Origin of the sequence: Clostridium felsineum DSM 794 (assembly GCF_002006355.2) — a bacterium.
GTDB lineage: Bacteria > Bacillota > Clostridia > Clostridiales > Clostridiaceae > Clostridium_S > Clostridium_S felsineum.
In genome coordinates this window covers 2,310,679-2,326,714 of record NZ_CP096980.1, presented here as the reverse complement: position 1 = coordinate 2,326,714, position 16,036 = coordinate 2,310,679, and the positions used below count along the sequence as shown (strand labels likewise).

Here is a 16,036-nt window from a genome sequence, read left to right as displayed (position 1 = left end):
ACCTCCTTAGACTCTTACGCCTTGAACATTTACCACCAAGCTCGATACTTTAAGTCCTGTATAATTTTCAACATTATATCTTACCTTTTGAATTATGTTATTCGCTATTACTGATATTTTTGTTCCATATTCAACTATTATATATAGTTCTATACTTAATTTATTTTCTTTAGAATTTATTTTAACACCTCTGCTTAAATTTCCACCTTTTTTTATAAGTTCCCAAAATCCATCAGAAGCATTTTTAGAAGCCATTCCAACAACTCCGTAGCACTCCATGGTAGATATGCCTACGATATTGGCGAGAGTTTCTACAGAAAAATTTATAGAACCTTTTTCATTGGAAATTTGCATCATAATATATTCCTCCTCACATAAATACATAACACATTACCATTTTATATTAAAACAGATAATTATTCAATGATTTTAAACACTTATCGTAAATTTATTCTATAGTTAATTTTTACTTGCATATTTTATACAATATATGATAAAATATAACTTGTTTGCGAAAAGTTAATTTCGCGCATCTAAGGGAGGTGTAGACTATGTCAAGAAAATGTGATATATGCGGAAAAGGTCTTGTTGCTGGTGTTCAATACAGTCATTCACACCGTCAATCAAAAAGAACATGGCTTCCTAATATAAGAAAAATCAAAGCCGTCGTAGATGGAACTCCTAGAACTATACATGTATGTACTAGATGTTTACGTTCTGGAAAAGTACAACGTGCTGTATAAGAATAAAAAATGCAGTTGGTAACCCCAATTGCATTTTTTATTTTTTTACATATATACATTTTAAGATTTTTTTCTGAAAAAAAACTTAATTATATTAGATAAGAACTTTGGAAGTTTTATAGCTACAATCTTCATTAATAATCCCCCACACAAAATTATTTCTTTTTATTACAATTATTAATAAGAAACCAACCTACAAATATAAGTCCTCCCCCTGCTGCAATAATCCAACCCCATATTGGTAAAATAACTGCTATTATTATACCAGCTCCAACAGAGGCTATTATAATTCCTAACCCATACTTATTCATCCCACAACTCTTAAATCTCTTTTTAGACATAAGTATAACCTCCATTAATAATACGTTATATTATATGCAGGTTATTTTTAATTATTTCCTTAATCTGTACATTTCATTACAATTACAATTCCATTTTCAAATCTAATTGTAACAGGTTCATCTAAAAACTCGTTAGAAACAGTTCTTGAATCGCCAAAATTCAAATTATAATTTTTTAGTGGATATTTAGCATTTTCTATATATAATGCTTTTACTTCATCTCTAAACCCCTGAATAGAAAAAATTTCTCCCTTTTTACCTTGTATTTTTGTGGTCTTATCTATCATAAATAAGGTATTATTATCATCTTTTATGGAGGCTTTTATACCACTTTTAATACACTTGTATAAAAGGCCCAAATTACCAAATATGTGGTCAAGCCTAGTGCCTGTACAGCCTAAAAATGATATTTCATCTGGAGATAACTTTAGAGCCTCATTAAAGGCAAGCTCTGTATCTGTAAAGTCCTTCTCACAGGGAACTTCCACTATGCTTGTATTGTTTTTAAAATAGCTAAAGATTTCATCATCTATTGAATCAAAATCTCCCACTAATATATTTGGTGAAATTTTATATTTGTACAGACAGTTAGCCCCACTATCTGCACAAATAATATACTCACATTTTTCTATTTCATCATATAGTAATTTTTCAGAGGGCATTTTTCCTCCTGAAATTACAACTACCTTCATACTTACATACTTCCTTTTAATAGTTCTATATTTTTCTTTATATCACCGTTTTTAAATACTGCCGAACCTGCTACTATAATATTAGCTCCAGCGTCTTTTACCTTTTTTATATTATCCTTATCCACTCCACCATCTACCTCAATTAAAATATCTCTTCCTAGCTTGTCAGCGTAACTTCTTATTTCCCTTATTTTATCATAGGAATAATCTATATATTTCTGTCCCCCAAAGCCAGGATTTACAGACATTATAACAACCATGTCAGCTATATTCATTAAATCTCTTAAGACAGTTGTCGGTGTTCCTGGATTTATTGCTACAGCCGCTTTTACTCCTAATGATTTTATATAATTTAAGGTTCTATCTATATGTTTATCTGCTTCGTAATGTATGCTTATTATATCTGCTCCGATTTTAGCGAACTGTTCTACATATTTAGATGGTTCCTCTATCATTAGGTGAACATCGAAGGGAAGTTTTGTATACTTTCTTATATCTCTTACTACCGGAAGACCAAAGCTTATATTAGGCACAAAATTTCCGTCCATTATATCTATATGTATTACATCTGCTCCAGCTTCATCTAATTTTTTTATTTCTTCTCCAAGCTTTGAAAAGTCTGCTGCTAAAATTGAGGGTGCTAATTTTATCATTTATAATTCCTCCTAGTACTTAGTTTGTTCAATGTATCAATATAAAAGTCATATCGTTCTTTGTTTATAACTCCTTCTTCAAGGGCTCTTTTAACTGCACAACCTGGTTCCTTATCATGAACACATGTGGAGTATTTACAGGTTCCATTATAATCATAAAACTCAGGAAAAAGCTCTCTAAGCTCGTTTTTGTCTATAAAGTTTAAATCCAATGAAGAAAATCCCGGTGTATCAACTAAAAAGCCTCCCACTACTTCTACAAGTTCACTATGCCTTGTAGTATTCTTTCCTCTTTTTAATTTATCACTTATTTCTCCAGTTTGCATAACACTACGTCCAGCTATTGAGTTCATCATAGTGGATTTTCCAACACCAGAGGGACCACAAACAACTGTTATATTATCCTTTAAGGATTTTTTCAATTCTTCAATTCCCACGTTATTTTTTGCATTTAAAAGTTTAATTTCATATCCTGTATTTTTTAGCATATCTTTTATTGATTCTAATAGCCCTTGTGAAGCTAAATCTATTTTATTTATACAAATCTTCACCTTTATATTGTTATATTCGCATAGTACTAAAAATTTGTTTAATAGGTCACTGCTAAATTCAGGATTTATAACTGAAAATACTATAAATGCCTGTGTTACATTTGAAACAGGTGGTCTTATAAGTTTATTTAGTCTTGGATGTATTTCTTCTATAACACCTTTTTCATTTTTAACTGCTATAGTAACCTTGTCACCTACAAGTGGGGAAAGTTCACCCAGTCTGAACTTTCCCCTTGCTTTACATTCATATACTTTTTCTTCAACTTTTACATAATAGAAACCTGCTATTCCCTTTATTATAATTCCTTGCATATCTCCTCCATATATTGATTATTTTTGGACATTACCATTATTTATTGTGTTGGTGCTTTACCACCATTATTATTACTATCCGGAGTATTATTATTAGTATTATTAGTATTAGTATTATTAGTATTAGCATTATTAGTATTATTAGTATTATTATTATTGTTGTTTTGTTGTGGCTGCGGTTGTGGCTGCTGTTGTGGCTGCTGTTGTGGTTGAGTGTATTTACCAATAACTATAGTTATAGTTGCTCCTGCATTTACATAACCATTTGGATATTCCTTTATTACAATTCCATCTTGACTAGCATCTTTAACCGCTTCTGTTGCAACATTTACACCAAAACCTGCATTTTGAAGTATAGATGATGCAGTATCTGAGCTTTTACCATAAACACTAGGAACAGTTGCTTTTTTCACTTCTGGTCCACTGCTTACTACAAGATCAATTGTCATTCCTTTAGTTAAATCAGAACCTTCGCTTGGCGATTGCCTTATTACATTTCCTTCTGCAACATCACTGCTGTGTTCAGTAGTAACACTTCCAACATTACAACCGTACTGCTTTATTTGTTCTTTTGCAGCGCTTTCTGTTAAGCCTACAAATGATGGTGTTTTTTGTTCTGTTTCTCCAGCACTTATATCAACTCTAACAACAGACCCAGTACTTACCTCTGTATCTTCGTCTGGATAACAGGTTACAACAGTTCCCTTTGGTTGACTGCTCTTTACTTTATCTACAACTTGGAATTTTAATTTTGCATCTTCAACCTTTTTCTTTGCATCGCTTTCCTTTAAGCCTCTTATTTTAGGTACTTTAACCTTTGTTTGTGCATTAGAAGAAGAATTAAATATTCCTGAACCCATTGAAAAAGCCAGTGCAGACCCAGCAACAATTATAACTAAAACAATAGATACAACTAATATTTTTTTAACTTTACCATTTAAAGCTATACTCTTCTTTGGACCTTTTTTAACAGCCTCTTCTTCTTCCTCTTCATTATCCGCATTATAAGGTTCACCATCGTAGTAAGTATCATCATTGTCTAAATCTTTATTTGCATTATTCTTTTCATTTTGAAGCTGCATAGGATCCATTACTCTTGTGAACTCTTCATCATCTACAAAATTATTCCTTACTCTACTCAATTCATCTAATATTTCGGTTGCATTTTGATATCTATTTTCTGGTTTCTTCTCAATACACTTTAAAATCATCTTATTAAGTGCAGGAGGTACATCCTTATTTAATTCATTAGGTGGTACAGCATCATCTTGTATGTGCTTTAAAGCTATTGAAATAGGTGTATCCGCATCATATGGAACCTTTCCAGTTGCCATTTCATAAAGAACTATTCCAAAAGAATATATATCCGACCTACAATCCACAGGAATTCCCTGAGCTTGCTCTGGTGATAAATAGTGCGCAGAACCTACAACCTTATTAGTAGTTGTTATAGTTGTTTCATTTGAAGCCTTTGCTATACCAAAATCAGTAACTTTAATTATACCATCTTCTGTAACCATTATGTTATGAGGCTTTATATCTCTATGAACAATACCGTTTTTATGGGCAAAATTTAATGCCTTTGCTATTTGAGTAGAATAATCAATTATCTTTTCAAAATCAATTTTTCCACTTTCCTTTATTACTTTCTTGAGAGTTTTTCCCGCTACATATTCCATTACAATATAATTAGTATTTCCATCAGCACCTACATCATATATGTTTACAATATTTGCATTTGCAATTCTAGCTGCAGCGGATGCTTCTCTTTTAAATTTAAATACAAACTCTTCATCTTCTGTGAATTCACGTTTAAGAACTTTTACAGCCACATGACGATTTAAAAGAGTATCCATAGCCTTATATACAACTGCTGTTCCACCTATGCCTATTTCTTCCTCTATTTTGTACCTATTACTCAGCACAGTCCCTATCATCTTTACACTCTCCTTCAAATACAATAACTGATATATTATCACGGCTGCCTTTTTCCTTGCTAAGTTCAATTAACTTATGACACGCCATTTCCTTATCATTTTCTAAAACTATATTATATATCTCTTGGGTATCAACTACATTTGTTAGACCATCCGTTGCAAGTATTCCTTTAGAAATATTATTCATCTCTACTTCAAATATATCTACCTCTACATTTTCTCCTGTCCCAAGAGCCCTTGTAATAATGTTTTTGTTGGGATGTGAAAGAGCTTCCTCTTCTGTGATTGTTCCATTATCTACAAGTTGCTGCACAAGGGAGTGATCCTTTGTTATCTTAATAATATCATCTCTTTTTATGAAATAGCAACTACTATCACCAACATTTGCTACAACTGCATCATTACCCTTAATTAAGCATGCTGTAACAGTTGTTCCCATCCCACTTAAACCTTCTTTTTTCATGGATTCCTTATAGATTTCTTCATTAGCAAATTTTATTGCTCTCGAAAGTATATCTCCAAGTTTATCTGAATCTATGACATTCATTTCCTTTATGTATTTTACTGCAGAATCAACAGCGATTTTACTTGCAACTTCACCAGCATTATGTCCACCCATTCCGTCTGCAACAACATAAAATCTTATTTCTTCATTTTCATAAAAACCAACATAGTCTTCATTAAGTTTTCTAACTGTGCCAATATCAGATAGCATTCCTACCATTTTCATATTATTTCCCTTCACTTTCCTCAATATAATTTCTTCTAAGCTGTCCACAAGCGGCATTTATATCTGCTCCCATTTCTTTTCTTATAGTACTTTCTATTTTATATTTTAAAAGTGTGTCACAGAACTTTTTAACTTTGAAACTCTCAGGTTTTTCATAAGAAGTTTCATTAACCGTATTAACAGGAATCAAATTAACATGACAAAGCATACCCGAAAGAAGTTCACCTAACTTTTTTGCACTTTCTTTATCATCGTTTACCCCTTTAACAAGAGAATATTCAAAGGTAATTCTTCTACCTGTTACATCAGAATATTTTCTGCAGGCCTCAAGAATTTCAGATATAGAATATTTATTCGCTACAGGCATTATCTTTTTTCTAGTTTCATCATCTGATGCATGAAGCGATATTGCCAATGTTATTTGAAGATCTTCCCTCATCAAATCGTATATCTTAGGAACTATTCCACATGTGGATAATGTTATATGCCTTTGACCTATATTAAGTCCTTTTTCAGAGTTAACTACCCTTATAAATTTTATAACATTATGATAATTATCTAGAGGCTCCCCACTGCCCATAAGAACTATATTTGATATTCTTTCTCCTATTTCATCCTGAGCCTTTAATATTTGAGCTAAAATTTCTCCAGATGTTAAATCTCTAACTCTTCCTCCTATAGTTGAAGCGCAAAAGCTGCACCCCATTCTACATCCAACTTGCGTAGAAATACATATGGAATTACCATAATCATATTTCATAACAACACATTCTATTATATTGCCATCATTGTAGCTAAAAAGAAACTTTACAGTATCACCTTTTTTTGAATTAAGTTTTCTAACTACACTAGGTATACCAATATAAAAGTTCTTTTTTAACTTTTCCATTGTTTTTTGAGATAAGTTTTTCATATCATCAAAATCAAAAACACCTTTATATATCCAATCATAAAATTGTTTGGCTCTAAAAGGCTTTTCTCCGTTTTCATCCATCCACTGCTTAAGTTCAGCTTCATCATAATTTAAAATATTTTCCAAATTGTATTTCACCTACTTAATTTTTTTGAGTTTACACATAAAGAATCCATCCATATACTCATTAGGAAGTATTGTTACTCCATAAGGGGAATAGATTAAATTGGAGAAATTTCCAAACTCTATAGACTGCACTTTGAAATTAGGATTATCTTTCAAAAACTCAATTATATTTTTTTCATTTTCATCTTTATTCAAAGTACAAGTTGAATAAAGAAGTATACCACCTTCTTTTAAATATAGTGAAGCATTATGTAGTATATTCTTTTGAATATCAGAAAGCTTCTTTAAATCATTTAAGCTTTTATTCCATTTTATCTCAGGTTTTTTCCTTATTATGCCAAGACCGGAGCATGGTGCGTCTACAAGTATTCTATCAGCTTTATTTAAAAATTCGCCTTTATATGTAGTAGCATCTAAAACTGATGACTTTATGTTTTCTACTCCTAATCTTTTTGCATTTTCATTTATTAATTTTATCTTATTCTCATGTAAATCAAAAGCATAAATAACACCTGTATTTTTCATTAACTCTCCAATATGGGTGGTTTTACCACCTGGAGCACTGCACAAATCAAGCACTGTTTGGTTTTCATTGATTTCCATACATTCTGATACCAACATGGCACTTTCATCTTGAACAGTAAAGTATCCCTTTGAAAAAAGAGGATTGTTTTCTATTCCATGACCTCTATTTATCCTTATGGCTTTTTTAAGAATGTACCCTTCCTCTACATTATATTCTAACTCTTTAAGTTTATTAAAAAGTTCTTCATGAGAAGTTTTTAGGGTATTCACCCTTATTGTTATAGATGGACTTTCATTTAATCCTTTTAAAATTTTTTCTGTACTTTCCTTATACTGCTTTAAAAAGAATTTTACTAACCATGGTTCAAACGAATATTTAAAGCATAGGCTTTCCACGTTATTGTTTTTGTTGTAAAAATTCATTTCAGGATTTCTAATATAGTTTCTAAGTACTGCATTTACAAACTTTGAAGACTTCATAGAAACCTGTTTTTTAGCTATATTTACAGCTTCGTTTACAACTGCAAAGTCCGGAACCTTATCAAGATATCTCATTTGATAAATTGACATTCTTAGAATATTAAGAACCTTCTTATCAACCTTATTTATTTTAGTTTTTATAAATTTACTGATTATAATATCAATACTATATTTATATTTTATAGTACCATATACTATTTCTGTTATAAAGCCCTTATCTTTAGAAGATATCTCACTATTTTTTAAAGCTTTGTTTAAAACTATATTGGAAAATCCATCATTTGAGAAAACTTTATTTAAAACATCAAGAACAATTTTTCTTGTATTATTCATATTTTCATTCCTTTTTAATCTCTATCTCTGCTAATTATTATTAATCTTATGAGTTCTGAAATCGCCATAAGAGCTGCAGCTACGTATGTCATTGCTGCTGCATTTAAAACATTACGTGCCCCTTTAATTTCTTCATGATAAAGTATAGCTTTATTTTCCAGTAGGTTAAGTGCTCTTTTAGAAGCATCTAATTCAACTGGAAGCGTTACAAGATTAAACAGTACTACTGCGGCAAAAAAAGCTATCCCAACTTTAACCAAAGCCGGAATACTGAATACTACTCCTATAAAAAACAAAACCCATGAAGCATTAGAACTTATATTAACTACAGGTACTATAGTATTTCTAATTTCAAGAGGTGCATAATGTTTTTGATGCTGAAGTGCGTGACCAGTTTCGTGTGCTGCCACACCAATAGCTGCAACGGATACTCCATAATATACATCTTCTGAAAGCCTCATAATTCTATTTTTAGGATCATAATGGTCCGTTAGCTTTCCCTGAACTAATTCTACAGGAATATCATTGAGACCATTTGCGTTTAAAAGCATTCGAGCTGTATCTGCTCCAGTATAACCATTTACGCTTCTAATTTTTGAATACTTATTAAATGTAGAACTTATTTTTGCTTGTGCTGCAAAAGATATTATAAGAGCTGGTATAAGTATTATAAAACTAGAATCAAAATATAACGGCATAATAAAGCCTCCTCAGTTTTTTATTTTAAAACAACTCCCTTATCTATATTGTTTCCCTTTATATATTCTCCAACTTTCATAGATTTTTTACCTGGAAACTGAATTTTTGTAATTAAAATTCTGCCATTCTTAGAATTAACCTGTATACCTTCTTTATCTACATTGGTTATAAGACCTGGTTCTCCTTCTGGCAAACTATCTAAAACCTTTGCTTCATGAATTTTCATAACTTTATCATTATAGCTAGAATATGCAAGAGGCCATGGGTTTAAACCTCGTATAAGGTTACATATGGTCTCACTTTTTTCATTCCAGTTTATCTTTCCTGTTTCTTTAGATAGCATAGCTGCATATTCAGTCTTTGGCGTGCCCTGCTTTTCCGGTTTTATGTTTCCCTTAACGAACTCATCTATAGTTTTTACTAAAAGATCTGCTCCTCTATTCATTAAGATGTCATGTAATTCTCCCGCTGTCATGTTTTCTTCTATATCAACTTCATCCTTAAGAAGCATATCTCCTGTGTCTAGTCCTTCTGCCATAAACATAGTTGTGTTTCCTGTTTTCTTTTCTCCATTTATTATTGCCCAATTTATAGGTGCAGCACCTCTATAACTTGGTAAAAGAGACGCATGTAGATTTATGCAGGCATATTTAGGTATATCGAGAACCTCTTTTGATAAAATCTGACCAAAAGCCACTACAATTATAAAATCAGGTGCTATTTCCTTTAACTTATTTATAACCTCTGTATCATTTTTTAATTTGATTGGTTGAAACACTGGAATATTATTTTCTATGGCCACTTCTTTAACTTCGGACATAGATAGCTTTTTACCACGACCTTTTGGTTTATCCGGCTGAGTTAAGACCGCCTTTACATCATATTTTTCTATAAGCTTTTTTAGTGATGGCACTGAAAATTCCGGTGTCCCCATAAAAACAATTTTCAATTACTCTTCCTCACTTTCAATTACTTTATCTACAAATAAAACTCCATTTAAATGATCTGTTTCATGACATATAGCTCTTGCAAACAAATCTTCAGCTTCTATTATAATTTCCTCACCCTTTTCATTTAATGCCTTTGCTTTGACATATGTGGGTCTCTCAACTTCACCTTGTCTTTCTGGAATACTTAAGCAGCCTTCAAAATCTACATATGATCCTTTTTGTTCTATTATTTCAGGATTTATTAAAACTACTGGACCTTCTCCTACATCTATTACTACAAGTCTTTTAAGTATTCCAACCTGTGGTGCAGCAAGTCCAACTCCATCTGCATTATACATTGTCTCAAACATATCATCTATAAGAGTTAATAATCTTTTATCTATCTTCTCTATTTTTCTACTTTTTTTTCTTAATAAATCATCACCATATTTTCTTATATTACGTATAGCCATTTATATTACCTCCAAAACATTATAATAAACTCAAAGGGTTTATATCTAATGATATTCTTATATTATTATAAACTTTTTTCAACAATTCATAAATAGATTTTTTTATAAAGCTTGCTAATTCATAATCTATGTCACCTTTTACTACTATTTGCCATCTGTAAGCTTCATTAATTTTAGAGATTGGTGATGGACAAGGTCCCAATATATAGATATTACTATATTCTTTAGCCTTATTTTTTAAGAAATCACCAACTATTTGTATATTTTTTATTAATAATTTTTCATCTTTAGAACTAAAATTTAATAAAAGCAGCTTATTGAATGGTGGATAATCCATATCATGCCGCAATTTAATTTCTTCTTTAAAAAAGCTTTTGTAGTCATTTTTAGCTGAGTATTCTATGGCATAGCTTTCAGGAGAATAGGTTTGTATTATAACTTTACCCTTTTTACTTCCTCTTCCTGATCTTCCACTCACCTGGCACAAAAGTTGAAATGTTCTTTCCGATGCTTTATAATCTGGCAAATTCAAAGTCAAATCAGCTGCTACTACTCCAACTAATGTAACATCTTTAAAATCCAATCCCTTTGCTATCATTTGAGTTCCAATTAAGATATCAAATTCTTTATTTTTAAAGGCATTGTATATTCTCTCATAGGAATCTTTTCTTACAGTTGTATCTCTGTCCATTCTTACAGTTCTTGCATCTGGAAAAAGCTTTTTTATTTCTCTTTCTATTCTCTCCGTCCCCGCTCCAAAATATTTTACATATTTACTTCCGCATTTAGGACATGTTCTTGGAATTCTCTGAGTACTACCGCAATAATGGCATATAAGATATCCCTTATTATTATGATAGGTCATGGAAACATCACAATTTTTGCATTTAAAAACATATCCACATTTTCTACAAGAAACAAAGGTTGAATAACCTCTTCTATTTAGAAAAAGTATTATTTGCTCATTTTTTTCTAGTGTTTCATAAATAGCTTCATATAAACTTTTACTAAACACAGACTTGTTATTTTGCCTTAGCTCTTCTCTCATATCTACAACCGAAACCTCTGGCATCACTGCTCCATCTGCTCGACGATCAAGAGTAATTAAGTAATACTCTTCTTTTAATGCCTTATAATAAGTTTCAATTGCTGGGGTAGCGGAACCCAAAACAAGTGTGCAATCCTCTATCTTGCTTTTCATTTCTGCCACTTCTATAGCACTATATTTAGGATCACTTTCTGATTTGTAGCTTCCTTCGTGTTCCTCATCTATTACAATTAATCCCAAATTATTAAAAGGCAAAAAAAGTGCAGATCTTGCTCCAACTGCTACTTTAACTTCTCCATTTTTTACTCTAGTCCATTCATCGTATCTTTCCCCATCAGAAAGCTTACTGTGAAAAACCGCTACATTTAGTCCAAACCTTCCCTTAAACCTTTCTATCATTTGAGGTGTAAGGGATATTTCGGGAACTAATATTATAGATTGTTTACCTTCTTCAATCATATTTTTTACTAAATGCATGTATATTTCTGTTTTTCCACTACCAGTAACTCCATGAATTAAAAACTTTTTTTTGTTAGAATAAAGTATCCTGTTTACTGCTTCTTCTTGATATTCGTTGAGTTTTTTTTCATCGTAAGAGTCATAGACTCTATTATCATATCTTGTTAAAGTTTTTTCTGATATTTTAAGTACCCCATGCTTTATCATTGTATTAATAGATGACAATGAAATATTAAATTTCTTACTCAATTGACTTCTATTGTAGACTCCATTGTTTTCTTCTACTTTTTTGTATATTGTCTCGTAAATATCTTTTCTTAAGCTGCCTTTAAGACCGCTGCCACTTAAAAATACCACATCAGTAGTTTTAGGCTTCATACCTTTCATAATTCCAGTAGGTATTATAAGCCTTATACATTCTATATATGTACATAGATACTTTTTTTTCATATAACTAATAAGCCTTAAATCTTTATCTGTTATAACCGGCTCTTTACTCTCTATTGATGATATGTTTTTCAGTTTTATATTCTCTTCGTTTTCTTCCTTAAGATTAATTATGAAACCATATAGTTTTTTGTTAGCATTTCCAAAGGGTACCTTAACAAGTTGACCTATTTTTATACTCTCTTTTAACTCTTCTGGAATTTTATAAGTAAATACTCTATCTAGAGATGTAACTTCATTATTTATTATAATACCTGCAAAATTATACACTATATCACCCTTTAACAAGAAAAAGCGCAATTAGCGCTTTTTACTTAATAAATCGAATAAATTCTCTGCAACTTTTCTTTTGGACATTTTGTTTAGCTCAAATTTGCTTCCGTCTTTTCCTAGTATTATAACCTTGTTTTCATCACTAGCAAATCCTGCATCTTTTTCTAATATATTATTAGCTACTATGTAATCCAAATTCTTTTTAGTTAGCTTAGCTTTAGCATTTTCAATTAAATCATTGCTTTCTGCTGCGAAACCAACCAAAATTTGATTTTTCTTTATTTCACCTAGTTTTTTTAGTATGTCATTATCTTTTATAAATTCTATGTTTAAATTATCGCTAGCTTTTTTTATTTTTAATTCACTATAGCTTTTAGCTTTATAATCTGCTACTGCTGCCGATTTTATAACTATATCACTATGTTCAAATTCATCTAGAACCTTTTTCATCATTTCTTCATTAGTGGATACTTTGATGAAGTCCACTCCAAACGGTGGTTTTAAACTAGTTTCTCCACTTATAAGTGTGACCTTAGCTCCCCTATCCCTTGCTTCTTCTGCAATGGCATAGCCCATTTTACCCGTGGAATGATTAGTTATATATCTTACAGGATCAATTGGTGCTATAGTAGGCCCAGCTGTAACCACAACTTTTTTATTAGCTAAATCCTTTTTACTATATAGAATGCTTTTGATATTCTCATAGATAAGCTCAGTATCAGCTAGTTTTCCCTCGCCAACATCTCCACAAGCTAATCTTCCTTTATCAGGTTCTATAAAAATATATCCATATTCCTTTAGAATCTTTATATTCCTCTGTACAATAGGATTTTTATACATGTTTGTATTCATTGCTGGTGCAAACACTATTGGACATCTTCCGTAGGCTGCCATTATGGTTGTTGAAAGCATATCATCAGCTATTCCATTTGCCACTTTACCAATTATATTTGCTGTAGCTGGTACTACTACTAATATATCAGCCTTCTTTGCTAAGGATATATGTTGAATTTCCCAAGATTTTGGTTCTTCAAACATATCACTTATAACTTTATTTCCACTTAGGCTTTGAAAACTAAGTGGTGTTACAAACTTACAAGCGGACTCTGTCATTATAACATCAACACCAAAGCTTAACTTTTTTAAGCGGCTTATAACATCGAGTGCTTTATATACTGCTATGCCTCCACTTACACCAATAACTACATTTTTAGATTCCATTTTATTTTATACCTTCGTTTACCAAATTAAAATTCACTTTGTCTTGATCTAGTTCGTTTATTGCAATTGTAAGTGCTTTATTACTATCAATGTCCACAAGAGGTTTATCTCCAGCAATTATTTGTCTTGCTCTTTTAGATGTTATAACTACAAGAGAATATCTATCTCCTGTTTTTTTCTTTAAGTCTACTACTGATGGATTAATCATAGAATTGTTCATGAATTTTTCCCTCCTTAGAATCAATTATATTATCTTTTATTCTATCCACTCTACATTTTTCTGCTATTATGATGCTGTTTATTTTTTGTACAGCACTGTCTACAGTATCATTTATAACCGCATAATTATATTTTGATACATAATTTATTTCTTTATACGCAGATTTAAATCTTGTCATAAGCGATTTTTCTGTTTCGCTTCCTCTTCCTATTATCCTCTTTTTAAGCTCCTCCATAGAAGGCGGAAGTATAAATATAAATACTCCTTCAGGATAATTTTCCTTGACTTTAAGCGCACCTTGAATGTCTATTTCAAGTATTACATTTTCACCCTTATCAATCTTTTCACATACATTTTTCTTAGGTGTTCCATAGTAATTATCATACACCTGTGCATACTCTAAAAAGCCATCTTTAGCTATTTTACTCTTAAAATCATCTACTGTCAAAAAATAATAGCTTTTACCTTCAACTTCACCCTTTCTAGGTGATCTTGTTGTTGCTGAAACTGACAGCCAAAATTGTTGTTCTTTCATAAGAGCCTTGCAAATGGTTCCTTTGCCTGCGCCTGAAGGACCCGAAATAACAATCAACAATCCTTTTTTTGACATTATTCTTCTACCTCTTCTACTGTGTTACTTCCATCATCTTTTGTTGATAGTCTATGTGCTACAGTTTCAGGTTGAACTGCTGATAATATTACATGATCACTGTCTGTTATTATTACAGCTCTTGTTCTTCTTCCATAAGTAGCATCAATTAACATTCCTCTATCTCTTGCTTCTTGTATTATTCTCTTTATCGGTGCTGATTCTGGACTAACTATTGCAACTAACCTATTTGCTGAAACTATATTTCCAAAACCTATGTTTATTAATTTTATATCCATAATTTTTTCCTCCTAAAATTACTCTATATTTTGAATTTGTTCTCTTATTTTTTCTATTTCGTTTTTTATATCAAGAACACAGTGAACTATATCGATATCGTTTGATTTTGAATTTATCGTATTAGCTTCCCTATTCATTTCTTGAACTATGAAGTCTAACTTCCTTCCGACTGGTTCATCTTTTAAAAGCGTACTTTTAAACTGTACCATGTGACTTTTAAGTCTTACTATCTCTTCGTCTATGCAGGATTTATCTGCAAAAATTGTCACCTCCATTGCAAGTCTAGCTTCATCTACTTGATTATCAGTGAGTAAATCTTTTACTCTTTCCTCAAGCCTGCTTTTATAATTTTCTACTGTATAAGGAGCCCTAGCCTCTACCTTTGAAACCAATTCTTCAATATTAGAACACTTACGCTCTATATCCTCTTTAAGTTTCATTCCTTCTTTTTCTCTCATAACTAACATTTTTTCAAGAGCTTCATTAAGAGGAGTTAGAAGTATTTCAGAAATTTCATCTAAATTTTCCTCATCTTGAGCTATGTTAATTACATCAGGAAACTTTGATATAAGTGAGACAGATATATCATCTAACACATTAAACTCTTCTTTTATCTGTTTTAAACATTTAAAGTAACTGTTAGCAAGAGATTTATTAAAACTTACATTTGAACAGCTACTGTCATAAATATTTTGGGTTATAAATATATCTACCTTACCTCTTTTTATCTTATTTCCTACTTCTTTTCTTATTTTTTGTTCAAGAGAAATAAGATTTCTAGGCAACTTTATATTTAAATCAAAATACCTATGATTTACACTTTTAATTTCAACATTAAATCCAAGTTTACCATTATCATTAGAAGCTCTACCAAATCCCGTCATGCTTCTTATCATTGTCCTCATCCTTCCATAAGTAAAAAACATGTATAATACTATATTAACAATTATACACGATATAGCAAGTAAAAACAGGTTCTTTTTATAACAAACTCAATTATACCACATTTTTTATTGTTTTATAGTATTTTTTCCTTTAAAAG

The 16,036-nt window shown here is 31.1% G+C and carries 18 protein-coding genes and 1 pseudogene; 1 reads left to right on the top strand and 18 read right to left on the bottom strand.

The window, feature by feature from the left end; translation table 11 throughout:
• Positions 1-6 precede the first annotated feature (6 nt).
• Positions 7-357, bottom strand: a complete 351-nt coding sequence (locus CLFE_RS10965) for an Asp23/Gls24 family envelope stress response protein (RefSeq protein WP_139355688.1) — start codon at positions 355-357, stop codon at positions 7-9.
• Positions 358-551: 194 nt separating this feature from the next.
• Here CLFE_RS10965 and rpmB point away from each other — a divergent pair, with 194 nt between their 5' ends.
• The gene (gene rpmB / locus CLFE_RS10960) at positions 552-743 is read left to right on the top strand and encodes a 50S ribosomal protein L28 (RefSeq protein ID WP_077833777.1); all 192 of its coding nucleotides are present in this window, start codon (positions 552-554) and stop codon (positions 741-743) included.
• Between the two features lie 155 nt (positions 744-898).
• Here rpmB and CLFE_RS10955 read toward each other — a convergent pair whose 3' ends face one another.
• From CLFE_RS10955 to CLFE_RS10875, 17 genes and pseudogenes are all read right to left on the bottom strand, one after another.
• Positions 899-1,084, bottom strand: a complete 186-nt coding sequence (locus CLFE_RS10955; RefSeq protein WP_242951566.1) for a hypothetical protein — start codon at positions 1,082-1,084, stop codon at positions 899-901.
• A gap of 59 nt (positions 1,085-1,143) precedes the next feature.
• On the bottom strand, positions 1,144-1,776 hold the full coding sequence (locus CLFE_RS10950; RefSeq protein WP_077892625.1) for a thiamine diphosphokinase: 633 nt from the start codon (positions 1,774-1,776) through the stop codon (positions 1,144-1,146).
• Between the two features lie 2 nt (positions 1,777-1,778).
• Entirely contained in the window at positions 1,779-2,429 is a 651-nt protein-coding gene (rpe, locus tag CLFE_RS10945) for a ribulose-phosphate 3-epimerase (RefSeq protein ID WP_077892626.1), read from the bottom strand.
• Complete coding sequence (gene rsgA, locus CLFE_RS10940) at positions 2,426-3,292, bottom strand: ribosome small subunit-dependent GTPase A (RefSeq protein WP_077892627.1); 867 nt, start codon at positions 3,290-3,292, stop codon at positions 2,426-2,428. The genes rpe and rsgA overlap by 4 nt, the downstream gene beginning before the upstream one ends.
• A 50-nt stretch (positions 3,293-3,342) precedes the next feature.
• A pseudogene (gene pknB / locus CLFE_RS10935) lies at positions 3,343-5,229 on the bottom strand (Stk1 family PASTA domain-containing Ser/Thr kinase); the annotation flags it as partial.
• Positions 5,207-5,953, bottom strand: coding sequence for a Stp1/IreP family PP2C-type Ser/Thr phosphatase (locus CLFE_RS10930; protein WP_242950846.1), 747 nt, complete (start codon positions 5,951-5,953; stop codon positions 5,207-5,209). The pseudogene pknB and the gene CLFE_RS10930, both read right to left, overlap by 23 nt.
• A 7-nt stretch (positions 5,954-5,960) precedes the next feature.
• On the bottom strand, positions 5,961-6,998 hold the full coding sequence (gene rlmN / locus CLFE_RS10925) for a dual-specificity RNA methyltransferase RlmN (RefSeq protein WP_077833770.1): 1,038 nt from the start codon (positions 6,996-6,998) through the stop codon (positions 5,961-5,963).
• A 12-nt stretch (positions 6,999-7,010) separates the two neighbouring features.
• On the bottom strand, positions 7,011-8,336 hold the full coding sequence (gene rsmB, locus CLFE_RS10920; protein ID WP_077892629.1) for a 16S rRNA (cytosine(967)-C(5))-methyltransferase RsmB: 1,326 nt from the start codon (positions 8,334-8,336) through the stop codon (positions 7,011-7,013).
• Positions 8,337-8,350: 14 nt separating this feature from the next.
• Positions 8,351-9,034: a zinc metallopeptidase gene (locus CLFE_RS10915; RefSeq protein ID WP_077833768.1), complete on the bottom strand. Its 684-nt coding sequence runs from the start codon at positions 9,032-9,034 to the stop codon at positions 8,351-8,353.
• Positions 9,035-9,054: 20 nt separating this feature from the next.
• The gene (gene fmt / locus CLFE_RS10910) at positions 9,055-9,969 is read right to left on the bottom strand and encodes a methionyl-tRNA formyltransferase (protein ID WP_077892749.1); all 915 of its coding nucleotides are present in this window, start codon (positions 9,967-9,969) and stop codon (positions 9,055-9,057) included.
• A 15-nt stretch (positions 9,970-9,984) separates the two neighbouring features.
• A complete protein-coding gene (gene def / locus CLFE_RS10905) occupies positions 9,985-10,437 on the bottom strand; it encodes a peptide deformylase (protein ID WP_077833767.1) in 453 nt (150 codons plus the stop codon).
• A 19-nt stretch (positions 10,438-10,456) separates the two neighbouring features.
• The gene (gene priA / locus CLFE_RS10900) at positions 10,457-12,661 is read right to left on the bottom strand and encodes a primosomal protein N' (protein WP_077892630.1); all 2,205 of its coding nucleotides are present in this window, start codon (positions 12,659-12,661) and stop codon (positions 10,457-10,459) included.
• A 30-nt stretch (positions 12,662-12,691) separates the two neighbouring features.
• On the bottom strand, positions 12,692-13,885 hold the full coding sequence (coaBC, locus tag CLFE_RS10895) for a bifunctional phosphopantothenoylcysteine decarboxylase/phosphopantothenate--cysteine ligase CoaBC (RefSeq protein ID WP_077892631.1): 1,194 nt from the start codon (positions 13,883-13,885) through the stop codon (positions 12,692-12,694).
• Position 13,886: 1 nt separating this feature from the next.
• The gene (gene rpoZ / locus CLFE_RS10890) at positions 13,887-14,105 is read right to left on the bottom strand and encodes a DNA-directed RNA polymerase subunit omega (RefSeq protein ID WP_077833764.1); all 219 of its coding nucleotides are present in this window, start codon (positions 14,103-14,105) and stop codon (positions 13,887-13,889) included.
• The gene (gene gmk, locus CLFE_RS10885; RefSeq protein ID WP_077833763.1) at positions 14,086-14,715 is read right to left on the bottom strand and encodes a guanylate kinase; all 630 of its coding nucleotides are present in this window, start codon (positions 14,713-14,715) and stop codon (positions 14,086-14,088) included. Before gmk ends, rpoZ begins: the two co-directional genes overlap by 20 nt.
• Entirely contained in the window at positions 14,715-14,993 is a 279-nt protein-coding gene (gene remA, locus CLFE_RS10880; RefSeq protein ID WP_077833762.1) for an extracellular matrix/biofilm regulator RemA, read from the bottom strand. Before remA ends, gmk begins: the two co-directional genes overlap by 1 nt.
• 18 nt (positions 14,994-15,011) lie before the next feature.
• Complete coding sequence (locus tag CLFE_RS10875; RefSeq protein WP_077892632.1) at positions 15,012-15,890, bottom strand: YicC/YloC family endoribonuclease; 879 nt, start codon at positions 15,888-15,890, stop codon at positions 15,012-15,014.
• Positions 15,891-16,036: the final 146 nt, after the last annotated feature.

Bases quoted from the DNA above. Each gene is read 5' to 3' on its own strand.
- CLFE_RS10965 (WP_139355688.1), bottom strand. From the start codon at position 357: ATGATGCAAATTTCCAATGAAAAAGGTTCTATAAATTTTTCTGTAGAA.
- rpmB (WP_077833777.1), top strand. From the start codon at position 552: ATGTCAAGAAAATGTGATATATGCGGAAAAGGTCTTGTTGCTGGTGTT.
- CLFE_RS10955 (WP_242951566.1), bottom strand. From the start codon at position 1,084: ATGTCTAAAAAGAGATTTAAGAGTTGTGGGATGAATAAGTATGGGTTA.
- CLFE_RS10950 (WP_077892625.1), bottom strand. From the start codon at position 1,776: ATGAAGGTAGTTGTAATTTCAGGAGGAAAAATGCCCTCTGAAAAATTA.
- rpe (WP_077892626.1), bottom strand. From the start codon at position 2,429: ATGATAAAATTAGCACCCTCAATTTTAGCAGCAGACTTTTCAAAGCTT.
- rsgA (WP_077892627.1), bottom strand. From the start codon at position 3,292: ATGCAAGGAATTATAATAAAGGGAATAGCAGGTTTCTATTATGTAAAA.
- CLFE_RS10930 (WP_242950846.1), bottom strand. From the start codon at position 5,953: ATGGTAGGAATGCTATCTGATATTGGCACAGTTAGAAAACTTAATGAA.
- rsmB (WP_077892629.1), bottom strand. From the start codon at position 8,336: ATGAATAATACAAGAAAAATTGTTCTTGATGTTTTAAATAAAGTTTTC.
- CLFE_RS10915 (WP_077833768.1), bottom strand. From the start codon at position 9,034: ATGCCGTTATATTTTGATTCTAGTTTTATAATACTTATACCAGCTCTT.
- fmt (WP_077892749.1), bottom strand. From the start codon at position 9,969: ATGGGGACACCGGAATTTTCAGTGCCATCACTAAAAAAGCTTATAGAA.
- def (WP_077833767.1), bottom strand. From the start codon at position 10,437: ATGGCTATACGTAATATAAGAAAATATGGTGATGATTTATTAAGAAAA.
- coaBC (WP_077892631.1), bottom strand. From the start codon at position 13,885: ATGGAATCTAAAAATGTAGTTATTGGTGTAAGTGGAGGCATAGCAGTA.
- rpoZ (WP_077833764.1), bottom strand. From the start codon at position 14,105: ATGAACAATTCTATGATTAATCCATCAGTAGTAGACTTAAAGAAAAAA.
- gmk (WP_077833763.1), bottom strand. From the start codon at position 14,715: ATGTCAAAAAAAGGATTGTTGATTGTTATTTCGGGTCCTTCAGGCGCA.
- remA (WP_077833762.1), bottom strand. From the start codon at position 14,993: ATGGATATAAAATTAATAAACATAGGTTTTGGAAATATAGTTTCAGCA.
- CLFE_RS10875 (WP_077892632.1), bottom strand. From the start codon at position 15,890: ATGATAAGAAGCATGACGGGATTTGGTAGAGCTTCTAATGATAATGGT.